Annotated in this window: 17 protein-coding genes; 4 read left to right on the top strand and 13 right to left on the bottom strand. The window is 60.5% G+C overall.

Translation table 11 applies throughout. From position 1 onward, the window contains the following. Nucleotides 1–17: 17 nt before the first annotated feature. A complete protein-coding gene (locus tag Q1K31_RS14555) occupies nucleotides 18–248 on the top strand; it encodes a hypothetical protein (RefSeq protein WP_300381053.1) in 231 nt (76 codons plus the stop codon). Between the two features lie 66 nt (nucleotides 249–314). Here the strand turns inward: Q1K31_RS14555 and Q1K31_RS14560 are convergent, their stop codons facing one another. The 7 genes from Q1K31_RS14560 to Q1K31_RS14590 are packed head-to-tail and all read right to left on the bottom strand — an operon-like array spanning nucleotide 315 to nucleotide 7,937. Continuing rightward, on the bottom strand, nucleotides 315–941 hold the full coding sequence (locus tag Q1K31_RS14560; protein ID WP_300381056.1) for a peroxiredoxin: 627 nt from the start codon (nucleotides 939–941) through the stop codon (nucleotides 315–317). 53 nt (nucleotides 942–994) lie between these two features. Continuing rightward, a complete protein-coding gene (locus Q1K31_RS14565; protein ID WP_300381059.1) occupies nucleotides 995–2,365 on the bottom strand; it encodes an MBL fold metallo-hydrolase in 1,371 nt (456 codons plus the stop codon). A gap of 29 nt (nucleotides 2,366–2,394) precedes the next feature. Then, the gene (locus Q1K31_RS14570; RefSeq protein ID WP_300381061.1) at nucleotides 2,395–4,203 is read right to left on the bottom strand and encodes a SulP family inorganic anion transporter; all 1,809 of its coding nucleotides are present in this window, start codon (nucleotides 4,201–4,203) and stop codon (nucleotides 2,395–2,397) included. A 5-nt stretch (nucleotides 4,204–4,208) separates the two neighbouring features. Continuing rightward, the gene (locus tag Q1K31_RS14575; protein ID WP_300381063.1) at nucleotides 4,209–5,951 is read right to left on the bottom strand and encodes a bifunctional protein tyrosine phosphatase family protein/NAD(P)/FAD-dependent oxidoreductase; all 1,743 of its coding nucleotides are present in this window, start codon (nucleotides 5,949–5,951) and stop codon (nucleotides 4,209–4,211) included. A 33-nt stretch (nucleotides 5,952–5,984) separates the two neighbouring features. Next, nucleotides 5,985–6,851: an MBL fold metallo-hydrolase gene (locus Q1K31_RS14580; protein ID WP_290759931.1), complete on the bottom strand. Its 867-nt coding sequence runs from the start codon at nucleotides 6,849–6,851 to the stop codon at nucleotides 5,985–5,987. Between the two features lie 16 nt (nucleotides 6,852–6,867). Further along, nucleotides 6,868–7,272 carry a metalloregulator ArsR/SmtB family transcription factor gene (locus Q1K31_RS14585; RefSeq protein ID WP_300381067.1) on the bottom strand — a complete coding sequence of 135 codons (405 nt, stop codon included), beginning with the start codon at nucleotides 7,270–7,272 and terminating at the stop codon, nucleotides 6,868–6,870. After that, nucleotides 7,269–7,937: a peroxiredoxin gene (locus Q1K31_RS14590; protein WP_300381071.1), complete on the bottom strand. Its 669-nt coding sequence runs from the start codon at nucleotides 7,935–7,937 to the stop codon at nucleotides 7,269–7,271. Before Q1K31_RS14590 ends, Q1K31_RS14585 begins: the two co-directional genes overlap by 4 nt. An 88-nt stretch (nucleotides 7,938–8,025) precedes the next feature. Here Q1K31_RS14590 and Q1K31_RS14595 point away from each other — a divergent pair, with 88 nt between their 5' ends. Both Q1K31_RS14595 and Q1K31_RS14600 read left to right on the top strand, forming a co-directional pair. After that, nucleotides 8,026–8,451 (top strand): YeeE/YedE family protein, encoded by a 426-nt coding sequence (locus Q1K31_RS14595; protein WP_300381074.1) that lies wholly within the window; start codon nucleotides 8,026–8,028, stop codon nucleotides 8,449–8,451. A 3-nt stretch (nucleotides 8,452–8,454) separates the two neighbouring features. Beyond that, nucleotides 8,455–8,886: a DUF6691 family protein gene (locus tag Q1K31_RS14600; protein WP_300381077.1), complete on the top strand. Its 432-nt coding sequence runs from the start codon at nucleotides 8,455–8,457 to the stop codon at nucleotides 8,884–8,886. Between the two features lie 22 nt (nucleotides 8,887–8,908). Here Q1K31_RS14600 and Q1K31_RS14605 read toward each other — a convergent pair whose 3' ends face one another. From Q1K31_RS14605 to Q1K31_RS14630, 6 genes are all read right to left on the bottom strand, one after another. Beyond that, nucleotides 8,909–9,319 carry a ribbon-helix-helix domain-containing protein gene (locus tag Q1K31_RS14605; protein WP_300381080.1) on the bottom strand — a complete coding sequence of 137 codons (411 nt, stop codon included), beginning with the start codon at nucleotides 9,317–9,319 and terminating at the stop codon, nucleotides 8,909–8,911. A 3-nt stretch (nucleotides 9,320–9,322) separates the two neighbouring features. Further along, nucleotides 9,323–11,290, bottom strand: coding sequence for a conjugal transfer protein TraG (locus tag Q1K31_RS14610; RefSeq protein ID WP_300381083.1), 1,968 nt, complete (start codon nucleotides 11,288–11,290; stop codon nucleotides 9,323–9,325). A 115-nt stretch (nucleotides 11,291–11,405) separates the two neighbouring features. After that, nucleotides 11,406–13,343 (bottom strand): DUF3363 domain-containing protein, encoded by a 1,938-nt coding sequence (locus Q1K31_RS14615; RefSeq protein ID WP_300381086.1) that lies wholly within the window; start codon nucleotides 13,341–13,343, stop codon nucleotides 11,406–11,408. 219 nt (nucleotides 13,344–13,562) lie between these two features. Beyond that, entirely contained in the window at nucleotides 13,563–14,063 is a 501-nt protein-coding gene (locus tag Q1K31_RS14620) for a S26 family signal peptidase (protein ID WP_300381089.1), read from the bottom strand. Then, a complete protein-coding gene (locus Q1K31_RS14625) occupies nucleotides 14,060–14,293 on the bottom strand; it encodes a helix-turn-helix domain-containing protein (protein ID WP_300381092.1) in 234 nt (77 codons plus the stop codon). The genes Q1K31_RS14620 and Q1K31_RS14625 overlap by 4 nt, the downstream gene beginning before the upstream one ends. A 177-nt stretch (nucleotides 14,294–14,470) precedes the next feature. Further along, nucleotides 14,471–14,794: a DUF736 domain-containing protein gene (locus Q1K31_RS14630; RefSeq protein WP_300381095.1), complete on the bottom strand. Its 324-nt coding sequence runs from the start codon at nucleotides 14,792–14,794 to the stop codon at nucleotides 14,471–14,473. 595 nt (nucleotides 14,795–15,389) lie between these two features. Here Q1K31_RS14630 and Q1K31_RS14635 point away from each other — a divergent pair. After that, entirely contained in the window at nucleotides 15,390–16,397 is a 1,008-nt protein-coding gene (locus Q1K31_RS14635) for a GSU2403 family nucleotidyltransferase fold protein (RefSeq protein WP_300381098.1), read from the top strand. Nucleotides 16,398–16,635 lie beyond the last annotated feature (238 nt).

Below are 16,635 nucleotides of genomic sequence, written 5' to 3' on the forward strand. Positions count from 1 at the left end.
AAAGGTGAGGTGCAGCTATGCGCACTCTGATCCATGGTCTGCTGGCCACAGGTCTTTCATTTGGCTTGTCCCTGACATTCTGGGCCGTCTTCGGCGTTTTCCAGCCAGGCCCGTTCTGGGTTGTCAGCGCTGCCGTAGCTATCGTGGGTTTTCTCGCCGGCCGCCTATCCTCACGGTATTCCGTCACCGCGATAGCGACAATTCTCCTGCGCTGCGCTGCGTTTGCCATGGCCCTGCTGGCCTCGTAGCTTCAAGACCTGTCATATCAAGAAGAAGGGCCGCACCGATGTGGCGCGGCCCTTGGCTTGTGCCTATCAAACCTCCGTCAGGCGCAGATACGGTCGGACTTCATCCCAGCCCTGGGGAAACAGCGTTCGGGCAGCCTCATTTGTCACTGACGGTGGAATGATCACTTTGCTGCCGGGCAGCCAGTCCGCCGGCGTGGCGACCTTGTACTTGTCGCCGGTCTGCAGAGCGTCGATCACCCGCAGGATTTCGTCGAAGTTCCGACCAACGCTCATCGGGTAGGTCATTGTAAGACGGATCTTCTTGTTCGGATCGATGATGAAGACGGAGCGGACGGCAGCTGTCTCGCTCTCACCAGGATGGATCATTTCATAAGCCTGGGCAACCTTGTGTTCGGTATCGGCGATGATCGGGAAAGCGAGGTCTGTATTCTGGGTCTCATTGACATCATCGATCCATTTGATGTGCTCTTGGACACTATCGGTCGACAGTCCCAGTGGCTTGGTATTGCGCCTGTCAAACTGATCGGCCAGCTGCGATGTACGGCCCATTTCTGTCGTGCAGACGGGCGTGAAGTCAGCCGGGTGGCTGAACAGGAAGACCCAGCTGTCACCCGCCCATTCATGGAAGGAGATATCGCCTTTCGTCGTCGGTATAGTGAAGTCCGGCGCTGTATCACCAATTCTCAAAGACATGACACGGTCCTTTTCTGTTAAGTGTCTATGGGAGGAAATCTGTTTGCTATTTGTCAGGCCACGCTGCTTTTCGTGGGGCGTTCCTCTGCGGTCCACGCTGAATAGGACCCCATGAAGACGTCCACTCCGCTCTGGCCGCATCGCTTCAGAGCCGACGCCGCGAGCGTGGCGCGGGCACCACTGCCGCACATGACCGTGACACGAGCAGGAAGCACAGGCCCATCACAGGCGGCAAGGACATCTCCGGCATAGCAATGCCGCGCCCCTGCAATGTGGCCGGCCTCGAACTCGTCGATCGAGCGCACATCCAGCAGCGCCCAGTCCTGCTTGTTCTCAAGACGCTGGGCCACCTCGACCGCATCTACAATCGGGATCGCACCGAGTTTTTCGCCGCCGGCCGCCATGCCCACCGGCGCAAGCGCGGCGCCGACAATTTTATCGAACCCGATCCGGCAGAGATGCCGTGATGCAACTTCGGCTTCTTCCACGGACTCCGCTATCAGGGCGATGCTGTCGTCGCGACCAAGAAACCATCCGCCGAAAGCCGCGATCATCGAGACCGGAAGCGCCTGGCTCCCTTCGATATGACCGCCAAGATAAGCCAGCACAGAACGGACATCGAGAAGATGTCGAGGCGCCTTCTGCCTGAGGGCCGAAAGCGGCAGCATCTGTAGGGACGCAGGGGCAGTGCAGGCCGGCGCACCGCTAAGGTTTAACTGTTCCATCAGCCTGAAATATGGTGGCTGATAATGATGCTCGGCTGTCTTGGCAGCGATGAACGCCTCGCGGCTTTCAATCTGCAGGCGCGGATTGTTGCGCCGCTCATGCCCAATCGTGGAGAATTCCCGCGCAGCCATGCCGGATCCGCAGACAGAGCCTGCCCCATGCGCCGGGTAGAGGATTGTTTGGTCGCCAAGTGCGAGCAATTTCTGCAAACTGTCATGGAGCTTGCCGGCAACCTCTTCGGCCCGATCTGGGTAGAAATCGGTGCGTCCGACATCGCCGACAAACAGGGCGTCACCCGTAAATACGCCGACAGCGCCGTCGGTATATCCATCGTCAAGAATAACGATGGATATGGAATCATCCGTATGCCCCGGTGTTTCCAGAACTTTGAGTGTCAGCGTGCCTATGTCCGCGGAGAAGCCCTCGGTTACTGTCCCGGCGTAAGGGATTTTTCCTGCTGCATTCGGGCCGTGATAGACCGTGGCTCCAGTAACATCCGCCAGCGCGCGTGCACCGGAAACGAGATCCTCATTGCGGTGTGTCTCGAAAATGTGGGCAATGCGAACGCCATTGGCACGGGCGATATCAAGGTAGATGCCTATGTCACGGCGCGGATCGATCACCGCAGCCAAGCCGCCATCGCCCAGGATATAGGAAAAATGAGCGAGGCCTTCTGTCTTAATCTGTCTGAGAAACATTCTGATTTTCCTTGATTGGGGTGAAGTTGCTAGGCGCGTTCGAGGCCGGCCATTCTCAACGATGGACAAGGAATGGCATCCGGCGTGGTCGTCTTTGCGTCGCGGCTGAAAGCCATCTGGACAGTTTCAAGGTCCAGATCCTCCATTGCGTCGTATGTGTTGAGGTACACATTACCGGTCAGCTCCTCGAGGAAATGCGAGCGTTTCAGCCGGTCCATGACCGGCCCTTTCACTTCAGACAAGTGGAGCGTGACATCCGCATCCTTCAGGCGAAGATTGATCGCTTCGAGACTTTCCAGCCCACTCGCATCAATCCGGTTCACAGCCGGACACATAAGCACAAGATGCTCCAGGTCCGGCCGGTTACTGAGCACACAGTAAACGGTGTCTTCCAGAAAACGGGCATTTGCAAAGTACAGGCTCTCATCGATCCGAATGATGAGTACCTGGTCCGAAATCACGACACTGTGGCGGTTCACATTGCGGAAGTGGTGCGTGCCCGGCATCTGTCCGACCAGCGCGAAATGTGGACGGCTGGTATTGTAGAGATGCAGGAAGAGCGACAGCGCTACGCCGGTCGTCACACCAAGTTCAACACCCGAGAGTAGCGTCACCAAAATTGTCGCCGCCATGGCCGCGAAGTCGGACCGCGAATAGGTCCAGACCTGCCATATGGCCTTGAGGTCGACGAGGGACAGCACTGCAACGATGATCGTTGCGGCAAGTACAGCCTGCGGCAGGAAATAGAGATACGGCGTCAGGAAGAGTGTCGCGAGGGCGATGCCGACCGCCGTGAATGCGCCTGCCGCTGGCGTTTCGGCCCCGGCGTCGAAGTTCACGGCTGAACGGGCGAGCCCCCCGGTGACCGGATACCCGCTCGAAATGCCGGCGGTCATACTGGCAGCCCCCAGGCCGATAAGCTCCTGGTTCGGGTCGACGCGCTGACGGCGCTTGGCGGCAAGCGTTTTGGCAACCGAAGTGGACTCGACGAAACCAATCAGGCTGATCAGTGCGGCCGACCCGACAAGCTGCATCCACACATCCCGGTCAAAGGCAGGCAACCCGATAGACGGCAGGTCGCGCGGCACTTCTCTGAGAATACGCACCCCCTCCTCGTCGAGGCGCAGCAGGGCCACGGCGAGTATACTTGCAATGACGGCAAAGACCGGCCCTGTCCGGGTCAGGATGGCGGCAGCTTTTTCAGGCAATCCAGCCTTAATGAGAGCTGGCTTCAGATACTTGCGTGAGCCGAACAGGAAAATGAGTGACGCAACCCCGATGATCAGGGTTGGAAAATTGATATCGTCAAGACTCGCGCCGAGCTCTATCACAATCTCGAAAAGATTGTGTCCGCCCGCCTCGACACCAAGGATGTGCTTGAGCTGGGAGGCCGCGATGATAATGCCCGATGCGGTAATGAAGCCGGACACCACAGGGTGGCTCAGAAAATTCGCCAGGAAACCCATCCGGAACAGGCCAAGCACCAGAAGAATCACCCCCGACAGGAAGGCGAGGATCAGCGCCGCCTGTATGTAGGCCTCCGACCCCTGCGCGGCGACCTTTCCCGCCGCGGCGGCCGTCATCAGCGAGAGGATCGCGACAGGCCCGACCGCCAGCGTCCGGCTGGTCCCGAAGAGTGCATAGGCAATGAGCGGCAGGATGGACGCATAAAGCCCGATAACGGGTGGCAGTCCCGCCAGCATCGCATAGGCGAGAGATTGCGGGATCAGCATGATCGTGACGATCACCGCCGCGATCAGGTCATTGACCAGCGTTTCGCGGCGGTAGTCGCGCCCCCATTCGAGGATCGGCAGATAGCGGGATGGGCGGAACACCATTCGGGTCAGGCCGCCTTGCCTGTCGTGTCGTTGCCATCTCCAGCATCCTGAGCCTCATGTGCGGCCGGACGATGCGGCAGCACTTCATGGGTCACGAGCGTTTCCTTGCCCCGCAACATCATGTCGAAATAAATCCAGGGCAGCATCTTCTCTTTCAGGAACCAGGCCGCACGCGTCGGCCTCTCTCCATTCAACATCCACTTGGGCAAGGTCGGCTCAAGTTTTCCGCCATAAGCAAATTCGGCCAGCACGATCTTGCCACGCTCCACTGTCAGCGGACACGAGCCATACCCGCTATAAACAGCCGTGGGCGCCTGGCCATCGAGTGCGCGGACGACGTTGTGAGCGGCGACAGGCGCCTGCTTGCGCACGGCGGCCGCCGTCTTGGCGTTGGGCGTGGACCCGGCATCGCCGAGGCCGAAAACATTGCCATACTGTTTGTGCTGCAAGGTCTCTGCATCGACGTCGACCCATCCGGCATCATTGGCCAGCGGGCTTTTCGCGACGAAATCGAGCGCTGTCTGCGGCGGGCAGACATGCAGCATGTCGAAGGAGTGTTCCTGCCGGGTCACATTGCCCTCGGCATCCTTTACATCGAACCAGGCTTTTTTCGCAGGGCCATCGACCGCGACGAGCGTCTGATTGAAAGCGAGATCAATGCCATAGGCTTTGATGTATTCCATCAGCGCCGGGACATATTCCTTCACACCGAAAAGAACGCCACCCGCATTGTGGAAGCTGACGTCGATATCCTTCAGGACACCGCGCCTCTTCCAGGCATCGCAGGCAAGGTACATCGCCTTCTGCGGGGCGCCCGCACACTTGATCGGCATCGGCGGCTGCGTGAAGAGCGCTTTGCCCCCCCTCAGTGACTGAACCAGCTCCCAGGTATAAGGTGCCATGTCGAACAGATAGTTCGAGGTAACGCCATTCTTGCCGAGCGTATCGCGCAACCCCTCGACACCTTCCCAGTCCAGTTTAAGGCCGGGCGCCACCACAAGAATGCGATAGCCGATGCGCGTTCCATCCTCGAGGACGACCTGATTGCGGTCAGGCTCGAAACCCGTACAGGCCGACCGGATCCACTTCACACCTTCAGGCATGAGCGAGTCCATTGGCCGCTCGGTCTGCTTGCGGCTGAAGACCCCGCCGCCGACAAGCGTCCATCCTGGCTGATAATAATGCTCTGTCTTCGGCTCGACGATGGCGGTATCGGTCTCGCCACGCCGCTTGAGAATGCTGGAAGCCGTCGAAATGCCCGCTGCGCCGCCGCCGATAATCAGCACGTCATGAATGCGTGAAGCACGCGCGCCGACTGAACTGCCCGCAGCATTTTCCGCCGAAAGACGATCTTTCAACCCTGATATATCATAGCCGGCATCCGACGCCGTTTTGAGGATTGAGTCCGCAGACAGGTGGCCTGCCTGTAACAGGGCCCAAAGGCTGACGGATCGTGTGCCCGTGCGGCAATAGGCCAGCACCGGGGCGGGCAGTTCACGCATGGCTGTCGCGAAATTCGATACGTCGGCCCGGGTGATGTCACCTGGCGTGACAGGTATATATCGGACATTGAGCCCATGCCTTTCTGCTGCCGCAAAAATCTCCTCGTGATTGGGTTGCTCGCTCGCTTCGCCATCAGGCCGGTTGATGAGGATGGCGCGATAGCCTTTCGAGGCGGCCAGGCCGACATCCTGCGCGGTAAGCTGGGGTGACACCGAAAAGTCCGGCGCAATAGTCTTGATATCCATTGGGTCGTCCTCCCGCTTCAGGATTACCGGCTATTACAGTGCGTTGATGGGTAGCTTCATGTAGATCTTGCCATTCGGCTCGGCGGGCGGCATTTCACCTGCACGCATATTGATCTGAACCGATGGCAGGATCAGCTTCGGCATGGAAAGCGTTGCATCACGCTCGGTGCGCATCTTTACGAAATCCTCGCGCGATGTGCCTTGCTTGACATGCTTGTTGGAGTGTTTCTCTTCGCCGATCGTCGTCTCCCAGACATAGTCGTCGCGCCCCGGCGCCTTGTAATCGTGGCACAGGAAGATGCGCGTCTCATCCGGAAGCGCAAACAGCTTCTGGATCGAGTCATAGAGCGTGCCGGCATCCCCGCCGGGAAAGTCGCAGCGCGCGGTGCCGAAGTCCGGCATGAAGATCGTATCGCCGACGAAAACAGCATCGCCGATGACATGGCTCATGCAGGCAGGCGTATGGCCCGGTGTGTGGATCGCCTTCGCCTCAATCGAGCCGAGCCTGTAGGTCTCGCCATCCTTGAAGAGATGATCGAACTGGCTGCCATCGGTGTGGAACGCCTGTCCTTCATTGAAAATCTCGCCGAAAACCTTCTGGACAGTGGCGATATGTTCGCCGATCCCTGTTTGTCCGCCAAGCTGTTCGCGAACATAGGGCGTCGCGGTCAAGTGGTCGGCATGGACATGGGTATCGATCACCCATTCAACCTCCAGGCCCTTCTCCCTGACGAAGGCGATCAGCCTGTCAGCCGAGTCTGTTTTCGTGCGGCCCGAAGCCTGGTCAAAGTCCAGTAATGCATCGATGACGGCGGCCTTCTCGGTCGCGGGGTCCCAGACGACGTAACTGATCGTGTTTGTGGTGTCGTCGAAGAACCCTTGAACGGTGGGTGTGTTCATGGGTCTGTTCCTTCTTTCAGTTGAGAACACGGGCAAAATGGCCCGAGCCATCGCTTAAATTCTTCTGAATGAACCCCTCCCGCGCGACACGGCCGAGCGGCTTCGCGCCAGGGACGACCTTGTCGAGCATGACAGCGCAAAGCGCATCGACCATGGCGCCGGCGCGTGAGGCGTCCGACAGCCTGTAATAGATGGACTTCGCTTCGCGCCGGGTTTCCACCAGACCCTCCTCGCGCAGCTTGGAGAGTTCGCGCGAGAGGCGCGGCTGGCGGATCCCGATCGCCTCTTCGATCTCACTGACCGAGAGCTCAGTATCGCGCAGCTGACAACAGATCATCAGGCGGACCGGATGCGCCAGCGCCTTTAGCAGCATTGTCGTGTCTTCGGCCAAAGGCAGCATGTCCTCGTTGTCCGGTGTCATTGATCCACTCCCCGGAGCGTATAGTACCAGGCTGCGCCATCTCCGGTGCTACGGGCGTCGGCCTCATGCATGTTGCTCGGCGCTGACAGAACGGGACGATCGCCGGGCATCCACCCTTCCGGCGTGGACACGTTGTCCGTGTCCGATGTCTGAAGTGCAGCGAGGACGCGGAGAATTTCTCCGACCGAACGGCCCACCGCCAACGGATAATGAACCATCGCACGGATCACGCCTTGAGGATCGATGAAAAAGACCGACCGGACAGACGCCGTGGAGTCTGACTCGTCATGGATCATCCCGTAAGCCCGGGCAATCGACATCGAAATGTCCTCGATGATGGGAAAGGAGATGCGCACATCGAAACGCGCCTCGATATCCTTCACCCAGGCGAGATGGGCATACAGGCTGTCGACCGACAGGCCGAGCAGGTCGCACTCCAGATCATTAAACCGCTCGATCTGCTTCTGAAACGCGATGAATTCCGAGGTGCAGACCGGCGTGAAGTCAGCCGGATGCGAGAAAAAGACCAGCCAGCGCCCCCGATAGCCGGACAGCTGGACCGAGCCTTCTGTGGTCCGCGCAACAAAATCCGGCGCCGTCGCCCCGATACGGGCAGAGGGCAGTTTCGCGTCGTCCGTGCGGGAAAGATCCATTGTGTCGCTCATCAGATAATCCTTGATTGCCAATTTACATATTACATTATACAGATGTGTCAATTGATTTGATCTGGCTATCCACCACGGAGAGACAAGTATGGAAAATTTTACGCCCCTGAGCGCGAGTATCGGCGGCGCATTGATTGGCGTCTCAGCGGTTCTGCTCATGGCACTGCACGGCCGGATCGCGGGCATAAGCGGCCTTTTCTCCGGTATGGTGTTCGCGGATCGCGGTGACCGGACCTGGCGCGTCTTTTTCGTCGCAGGACTGGTCCTCGCCGCGCCCGCATGGCTGGCCGCCAGCGGTCAAGGAATCGCGTTCGACTTGGACGCGGGCTGGCCCCTGATCGTCGCGGGCGGGCTGCTGGTCGGCTTCGGCACACGGCTTGGGTCTGGCTGCACAAGTGGTCATGGCGTGTGCGGGCTGTCCCGCCTCTCCTCCCGCTCGATGGTCTCGGTGGCACTGTTCATGGGCGCCGGAATGGCCACGGTCGCTCTCGTCAAACCCCTTTTCGGAGGCTAGCTGATGGCCCGCAATATTACCGCCTTGTTCGCCGGGCTCATTTTCGGCCTGGGGCTTGTCATCTCGCAGAAGGTCAACCCGGCCAAGGTCATCGCCTTTCTTGACGTTTTCGGAGACTGGGATCCGTCGCTCGCCTTTGTTATGGGCGGCGCCCTCATCGTGACAGCCATCGGCTACCGGACGGCCTGGCAACGCGCCAAACCGGTTTTAGCGGATCGTTTCCAGGTGCCGTCCAGCCGCCAGATCGACAAAAGGCTCGCCATTGGCGCCCTGCTGTTCGGTTTCGGCTGGGGCCTCGTCGGCCTGTGCCCAGGCCCGGCCATTGCGGCCATCACGATTGGCGGATGGGACGCGGCGCTGTTTCTCGTCATGATGAGTTCGGGAATGGTCCTGTTTGAAGCGCTTCATAAATCGACATTACTGCAATCGACATAGCACGCGGAGGCAATCTAAGGCTTCATTCCTCGGCCAACGGCTTGTTCAGTCTGGCAGCCACACCACGATCATTTCCGAGCTTACCCGCCACCTGCTCAACAAAGTAGTCGAACCGCCGCTGTCCAAGTGCATGCGCCGCCGCCCGCTCACCTTCGGGAATGGGGTCTGTTCGTGTCAGCCAGTAAAAGACGAACTGTCCCAGCGCTTCGAGCGTAAATCCAACATCGCGTTCGATCTCGCCCTGGCGAAGGTCGAATGCATCCAGCCGCGCCAGAAAGCGCTCTTCCAATCCGATCCTCGTTTCTGGATTGAAATACTCTCGCAATGCCTGCTCGATGATCGCCGACTTGGTGGAGCCGGGACGCTGCGTCGCCTCATCGAGCCTGGCGTAGACATCGAGAGCAAGACGCAGATTGATACGGGGTTTGGGCATGGCTCAGAAATCCGGCAAAGTGTCAGGGTCGGCGAGATCCAGCGCAGCCGCGGTGCGAATGGTGTCCAGATGCCTGGCATCAGCCGGCTCCAGACCATCCTCCTCAACCAGGTCCGCAGCAAGCTCGGGCCCGGATTTCTTTATCTCCTGTGCCTCCGCAAGTTTCGGGGTAACCTCCAGCCCGCCTTCACCCTGACCATCAGGCGCAAGACGATCACTGGACATGGCATCCTTTTTGGGAACCAGCCCCGACCAGTCATGTGCGCGCTTTGCGGAGGCCACCCGAACAGGGGCCGGAGGCTGTACCCGGCGCGTGAAATTGCGGTCCCTGAAATAGCGTAACTTCTTCGCCTGAACGGGCGGTGCACCTGAGACCATGACAAGCTCATCGCTGGCCGGCAGCTGCATGACCTCCCCGGGCGTCATCAGCGGGCGCTGGGTTTCCTGGCGTGAGACCATCATGTGCGAGAGCCATGGGGCGAGCCGGTGGCCGGTATAGTTCTTCTGCGCCCGGAGTTCGGTCTTGGTGCCGAGCGCTTCCGATATCCGCTTCGCCGTGCGCTCATCATTCGTCGCGAAGGCCACGCGGACATGACAATTGTCCAGGATCGCATTGTTGGGTCCATAGGCCTTCTCGATCTGGTTCAAGGACTGGGCGATGAGAAAGCTCCGGATTCCGTAGCCTGCCATGAAGGCAAGCGCGGTCTCGAAAAAGTCCAGCCGCCCCAGGGCAGGAAACTCGTCCAGCATCATGAGCAATCGGCGCCGGTTTGGCACCGGTAACTCTTCCGTCAGCCGGCGCCCGATCTGGTTGAGCATCAGGCGCATCAGGGGTTTGGTCCGTGACATGTCGGAGGGCGGGCACGCCAGATACAGCGAGACAGGCCGCTCGGCCTCGACAAGATCTGCAAGGCGCCAGTCGCTGTCGGACGTCACGGCCGCAATCACCGGGTCGCGGTAGAGCGCCAGGAAACTCAAAGCGGTCGATAGTACACCTGAGCGCTCATTCTCGGCCTTGTTGAGGAGATCCCGCGCGACCTGCGCCACGACAGGATGAACTGAACTTCCCTCACGCGCGTCGACCAGGTGTCTGGTGCGCATCATCCGGGTGAGCGTTGCGGTAAAGGTCCGGCCGGGATCAGACAGGAATTTCGCGCAGCCTGAAAGCGTCTTGTCCTTTTCGGCATAGAGAACATGGAGGATCACGCCCACCAGGAGCGCATGCCCTGTCTTCTCCCAGTGATTGCGCCGTTCAAGCGAGCCCTCCGGATCCACGAGAATATCGGCAATGTTCTGGACATCGCGAACCTCGCATTCGCCGCGCCGGACCTCCAGGAGTGGGTTGTAACGCGGCGAATTCCGGTCGGTTGGGTCGAACCGGATACAGGTCGAGAAGCCGGAGCGCCATCCGGAGGTCAGGTCCCAGTTCTCCCCCTTGATGTCGTGAATGACCGCACTTCCGGTCCAGGACAACAGGGTCGGCACAACCAGGCCAACACCCTTGCCAGATCGCGTCGGCGCGAACGCCATGACATGTTCGGGACCGTCATGGCGCAGATAGGCCTGACGGGTCTTTCCCAGGAACACACCCGCCTTTGCGCGTAGCCCATGCTTTTTCAGCTCCCGGGTCTTTGCCCACCGCGCCGACCCATATGTCGTGACATTCGCTGCATCACGGCTGCGGATCACCGAGCCGATAACAGCCGCCAGGATCCCAAGCAGTCCGCCGGAGGAGGCGATAAGGCCCGCACGGGCGAACACGTCCGGCGCATAGGCCTCATAGGCATACCACCACTGAAAAAGGCGCCAGGGTTTGTAGATCGGGGTCTCGCCAAGGCTGAACCACGGATGTCCCAGGGCTGGCTGATAACCAAACATATGGGCTGTCCATTGCGTCGCGCCCCAGAGGGCAAGGAGGATCAGGAGGAAGACGGTGAGGACCTGGCCGAGCAGGATTTTTCCGGGGCGCATGATGAGTTTCTCAAGGCTTGGATCTGGGAAACCGTATTCTCGCCTGGCTTCTGCTGTCCTGAACAGACGGACACGCGGACAGGCTGCGCAAAGCGATGCAAAGTCACCCAACGGGCTAGCGCGACAGGCCGCGGTGCCGGCCGGAGCCAAACGTCCAGGAAACACCTCTGGCGGTCCGCCGGGCGAGCAGGTCGCGCCCGCGATGGCGCTCGATTTCGGCCCGCCAGGGGACAAGTGCAAACTGTTTGGCATTGCCGATGAGCGCAAACCGGCCAGGGCCCAGATCGATCGCCCGTTCATAGCGTCCAGGCATTGCGTCCCCGGTCTGGAGGTCGACTGCTTCACGCCCCGATGCCTGCGTGATCCGCGCAATGGCTGCAGACCGCTCTCGCTGAGCAAGCTGACCACGGACACCCAGGTCCAGTGTCTCCTCACCGGGTGCAAGATGCCCCCTCTCCCGCAGCCACTCGATCCGGGCTTTCCGGGCAGCGACAAGGCGTTGGCCCCGGGTTTCACCTGAGATATCATCAAGCCAGGTCACACCGTCCCGCGTGACCTGCTGGTCCAGCGAAAGCCATGAACGTACCCTGAAATCGACCCCGCCCTGCCGCTCCCTTTCAAATGCCGCTGCGCGGCCCAGATAGTCTTCCGGGATCGTCCAGTTTCCATCGGGCATCCGCACGACCAGGCCGGCCCGGCGAAGCGCTTCGAGGCGCCTGACATGGGCGTGCCGGAAGCGCGCGGTCGATGTGGGGTCGGCTTCGGCATGAAGATTTTCTGAGTAGAGCCCACCGGTGCGCTCCGCAATACCGGCAATTGTACGGTCGGATGCTCTGGCCCGCGCCTGTCGAGGTCCGGCCTTGACAACCGCCCCATCCGGCGGAATGGCGCCGGGTTCAGCATCGCCAAGATCCACCAGCCATTTCTGGCCGTCAAAGTCCTCGAGAATGAGCGAGCGGCGATCACGCAACTCGTCCTCCGGCAAGGCCGCAAGGACTGTGCCGGTCAGCACGCGCGCGCCGGCCCGGCTGGGATCAAAGGTCGCCAGGCGTTCGAGGCCATCCTGGCGGCCAAACCGGTGCGCCAGCGTCCGGATGACATCGTTGCGCTGTCCCATCTCCGCCAGCACATCGTCCCATCCGGACTTCATTTTCCATCTTTGCCCGGTCACCTGCTCTGTCAGACCAAGCGCTCGCAAGTGTGCGAGCCGCTGACGTCGGAGGCTGCGTTCAAATCGTGCCGCCTCACTTGAAGCGGCAGGTGAGACATCCACCATGCCATCTTCAACATCGCGCAGGATCGCGCGGTCGATCGCCGTCAGCCGGTCCTTCCGGATCTCCGCATTGCGTGACCGCGCGATCTCGAGATCCCGCCGCGGTCCAAGCCTTTCCGTCACCAGGTCCGAGGCGCGCTGACGAAGCCCTGATTTCAGATAGTCCGGCGCGATGACCAGGTCATGGCCCCGCGCATCCCTTCCCCGAACGACGATATGGGTATGGGGATGACCGGTATTGTGATGATCGACCGCAAGCCAGTCGAGGCGCGTGCCAAGATCACGCTCCATCCGGGCCATCAGGTCCCGTGTCATCTCACGCAGATCGCCAAGCGCACCCCCGTCTTCGGGCGACACGATAATGCGGAACTGATGGCGGTCGGTTTCACTGCGGTCGAGAAAGCCTGAAGCAGCCGGGGGTTCGCCTTCACGTGTATAGAGCTCACCGCCCCGGCCATCGCGCTCCACACCGTCGCGCTGAATATAACGGATATGGGCCCGGAAGGCGCCAGCACCCCCGCCCCGTCCCGACCGCGCGATATGGAACTTGACGATAACGCGCCGCATGCGGAAAGCGGCCAGTCTCTGGCGCCGGAACTCGAGCTGCCGCGCGACCGCGCCGCCACGCCCGAGCCGCCGGCCCGTATAGCCGCGCCTCTTCCGCGCTGGACCCAGCTTTGCAGTGGCCTTCCGGAGCTGCTTCGAAAACCGCTTGCCCCCGCCCCGTCCCCGATCCCTGATCCGTCCGAGACGCGGTGTGAAGTCATCATCGACCGGCAAACCCGTCTCCTCTCACCAGGCGCCCGCTGAATTCCCAGCAGCCACGGGCGAACCTCACACACCACGCGCGTCTCGACCCGGTACAAAGGGCGCCTGAAAATCGATGTACAGAGAGGGCGTTAGGCAGGGCCTGGCGCCAGGCCTTTGATCTTGCCCTGCCGGGTCCGAAATCCTGCCCCTGGCCCACGCTTCTATTCCCTTGCATGGCCTTGCCGCGCTCTAGCCGCCGATCAGAAGCAGGGGGATGGCAACGCCGTCCACATCCTCGATCGAGGTGGCCCCGAAATAACGCCCGTCCAGCGATCGGGGATGAGCGTTCAGAAGGAAGATTTCGTCCTTGTCCAGCACATGACAGCCGCGCCAGACCGGCAGCTCACGGCCCCGGGAATCCGCCTCAAGCGCGGTGGCGGCCCATACGCCATCAATGAATATATCGGCACCAATCCGGCAGATTTCCGCACCCTGGACCGCAACGATTCTCTTCAAAAGCGGCCAGTCCCTGCCCACGAAACCGTTCGCTTCAGCCCACGCACCGGCCTTGCTCCGGCTGGAGACGGCGACCCACTGGCCCGGCGTGAAGGGCGCGCCGCTCAGCCGGTAAAGCCCCTGCGGCGCACTGCTGGTGCGGTTCCAGACAAGCCAGCTCTGCGGCTGCAGAAACAGGCCCGACCCCGCCAGCAGAACCCCCGCCGCCGTGATCATGACGATCCGGATATTCATTCCGGTTTGCGCAAACGCTGCGAGGTCGAGGCATATGTATTGCGCTCCGACCAGGCGATGAGACTGGCCCTGGGATAGAAGACCCGCGCGCCATGCTTGCGATAGACCGGCCCCCTGCCCTCGCAGCGATAATGATCGAGTGTCGAGCGGCGAAGCCGCAGGAATTGCGCGGCCTCCTCGACCGTCAGCAGCTCCGTCCAGCCATCATTTTGCGATGTATCCGTGTCCATGTTGTCCGTCCTTTCCTGGTTTGCGGATGCCGCAAATTCTTGGACAGGCGTGCTGGAAACTGGAGCCGTAAAATGCGGGAAGGCGATTTTTCACCCTGTAATTAAGCCTTTCCGGAAACGCAGAAAGCCGCACCGGGACGGAACCCGGTGCGGCTTGTAGAGACTGGAGCTGGCGCGCTAGTCGCGGGCGTTCCAGAGGATGACATGGCGGCCTTTCTGGCCCTTGACCGGGGCGAGATTGGCGAAGATCCGGCGCGGGCCGATCTGCGGATCGGCGAGGGTCAGCGAGACATAATCGCGTCCCGAAACCTTTGATTTGCGCATCCAGCCGCCACCGATTTCCGTCGATGTTTCTCCGGCATAGATGCGGAAGTCCGGCTGGCCATCCTGGGCCTTTTCTGCATTTTTCTCGATGCGGATCGCAGCCGAGAGGTTCATCATTGCGAGTGTGCCTTCGAAGCCGGTCTTGGTTTCGCTGACATATCCGAGTGCGTTTGCCATGGGGATCTCCTTTTCATTCCTTGGCTTGGTCTCCGGGAACCCCTTGTCCCCGTCGACGCCGGACCGGAAGGACGGCCAATCGGCTGGCCAGAACCTGAAAGGGCGCAGCGCCAGCGAAGCACCGGGGCGGTGACGAAATTTGGCTCGCGGTGAATGCGCGGAACGCGCAGAGGAAATTTCTTCGCCCGCCCCGGTTTCAGGGCCAGACGATTGCCGTCCAGGTCATGCGGCAAGAGACGGGACAAAGGGGGCTTTCGGGTGATGCCAGGATAGAAAAGAGGGCCGCATATGAGAGCCGCAGCGGCAGGTGTCAGAGCTATCCAGACAGGCAGAATGAACCGCGATCAGTATGGTCCCCTCTTTCGACTTGAATCCCCTCGCATGCGAATCTGGCTGCACGTGACCGTCCGGATAAATCCGGTCTGACGACGAAACCGCGGAACGGGTGGCACCCTGCGCCTTTACTGGCTATTCGAGGAAATGCATCCTTCGCACCCAACGCCACCAACGCGGCGCGGTCACGCCGTCTTCTGCATTCTTGAAACGTGTCGCGGGAACAGATATACCCTACAAAACATAAAACTGTAGGGTAGACATGCAAAGCCATCCACTTTCAGTCCAGACTACCTATCAGGACCTTGTCGAGGCGCACAGGATGCGGGCGGTCTCGGACCTTGGCGGCACGCCCTTCCTGAAGACGGCGAACAGCAATCGATACTGGTATGCCCGCCAGAGGGTCGGCGACCGCGTCGTCGACAGATATATCGGCCCGGATTCGCCGGAATTGAGAAACCATATCGAGCGCGCCCGTGAAGCGGCGGAAGATACGCGGCAGTTCGAGCGCCGGTGCGCAAGCATGGTCGCACAATTGCGCGCCGCAGGCGTTCCCGCGATTGATCGCGAAACAGGCAAGGTGCTCAATGCCATGGCCCGGGTCGGCACGTTCCGGCTGGGGGGAACGCTTGTCGGAACGCATGCCTTTCGCATGTATAGCGCAGAGCTGGGCGTCGGATTTCCCGAGGCGCTTGGCGTCACATCAGATGTCGATATCGCGTCCTTCGAGAACCTCAAGCTTGTCATTGACGATGAAGTCGATCCGTCTCTCGCAGAGACGTTCAAGGATCTGCAACTGACCCCCGCCCCCGGTCTGGACCGCAAGAACAGACCCACACGCTGGGTCATGGCCGGCGGGGGGACCATGGTCGACTTTCTGGTGCCGAAAATGCTTGCAGAGAAGGATATTGTTCTCCTCAAGCCGCTGGGCGTCTATGCGCAGGCGCTTTCGTTCCTGAACTTCCTGATTGCCGATCCGATCCCTGCGGTCGGCCTCTACCGGAGCGGCCTCCTTGTACAGATTCCGCGCCCGGAACGCTATGCCATTCACAAGCTTATCGTTGCCGCCCGGCGCCACGAAACCTCTGCGGCGAAAGCCAGAAAGGACCTTGCCCAGGCAGATATTCTGATATCGATCCTCTCCGAAGACAGGCCGTATGAACTCAAGGCGGCGTTCGAGCTTGCCATGGAGTCGGGGCCTCAATGGCGCGAAACCATCGAGGAGAGCCTCGATAAACTGCCTGACGCATCAGCCGCCTTGAAGGCCTGAGCCGTACGCGGTTCAGGCCTGTTCAACGTACAAACCACGCTCGCATCGCACCTGAAGCCACCACGCTCACCACGATCATAGGCCTTGCTGTCTTGCTGAGATCGCCCCTCTCCGCACACGCGGATCATGTCTCGAGACAGCTTCAGGACGGGCGATTTTTTAGGCGTTTCTATATCGCACCAAATCTCGCCCGCCATCTCCACAGCCGGAAACATGAAAACCGCCCGATGCCAGAGAC

Source organism: Henriciella sp. (assembly GCF_029936995.1).
Taxonomy (GTDB): domain Bacteria; phylum Pseudomonadota; class Alphaproteobacteria; order Caulobacterales; family Hyphomonadaceae; genus Henriciella.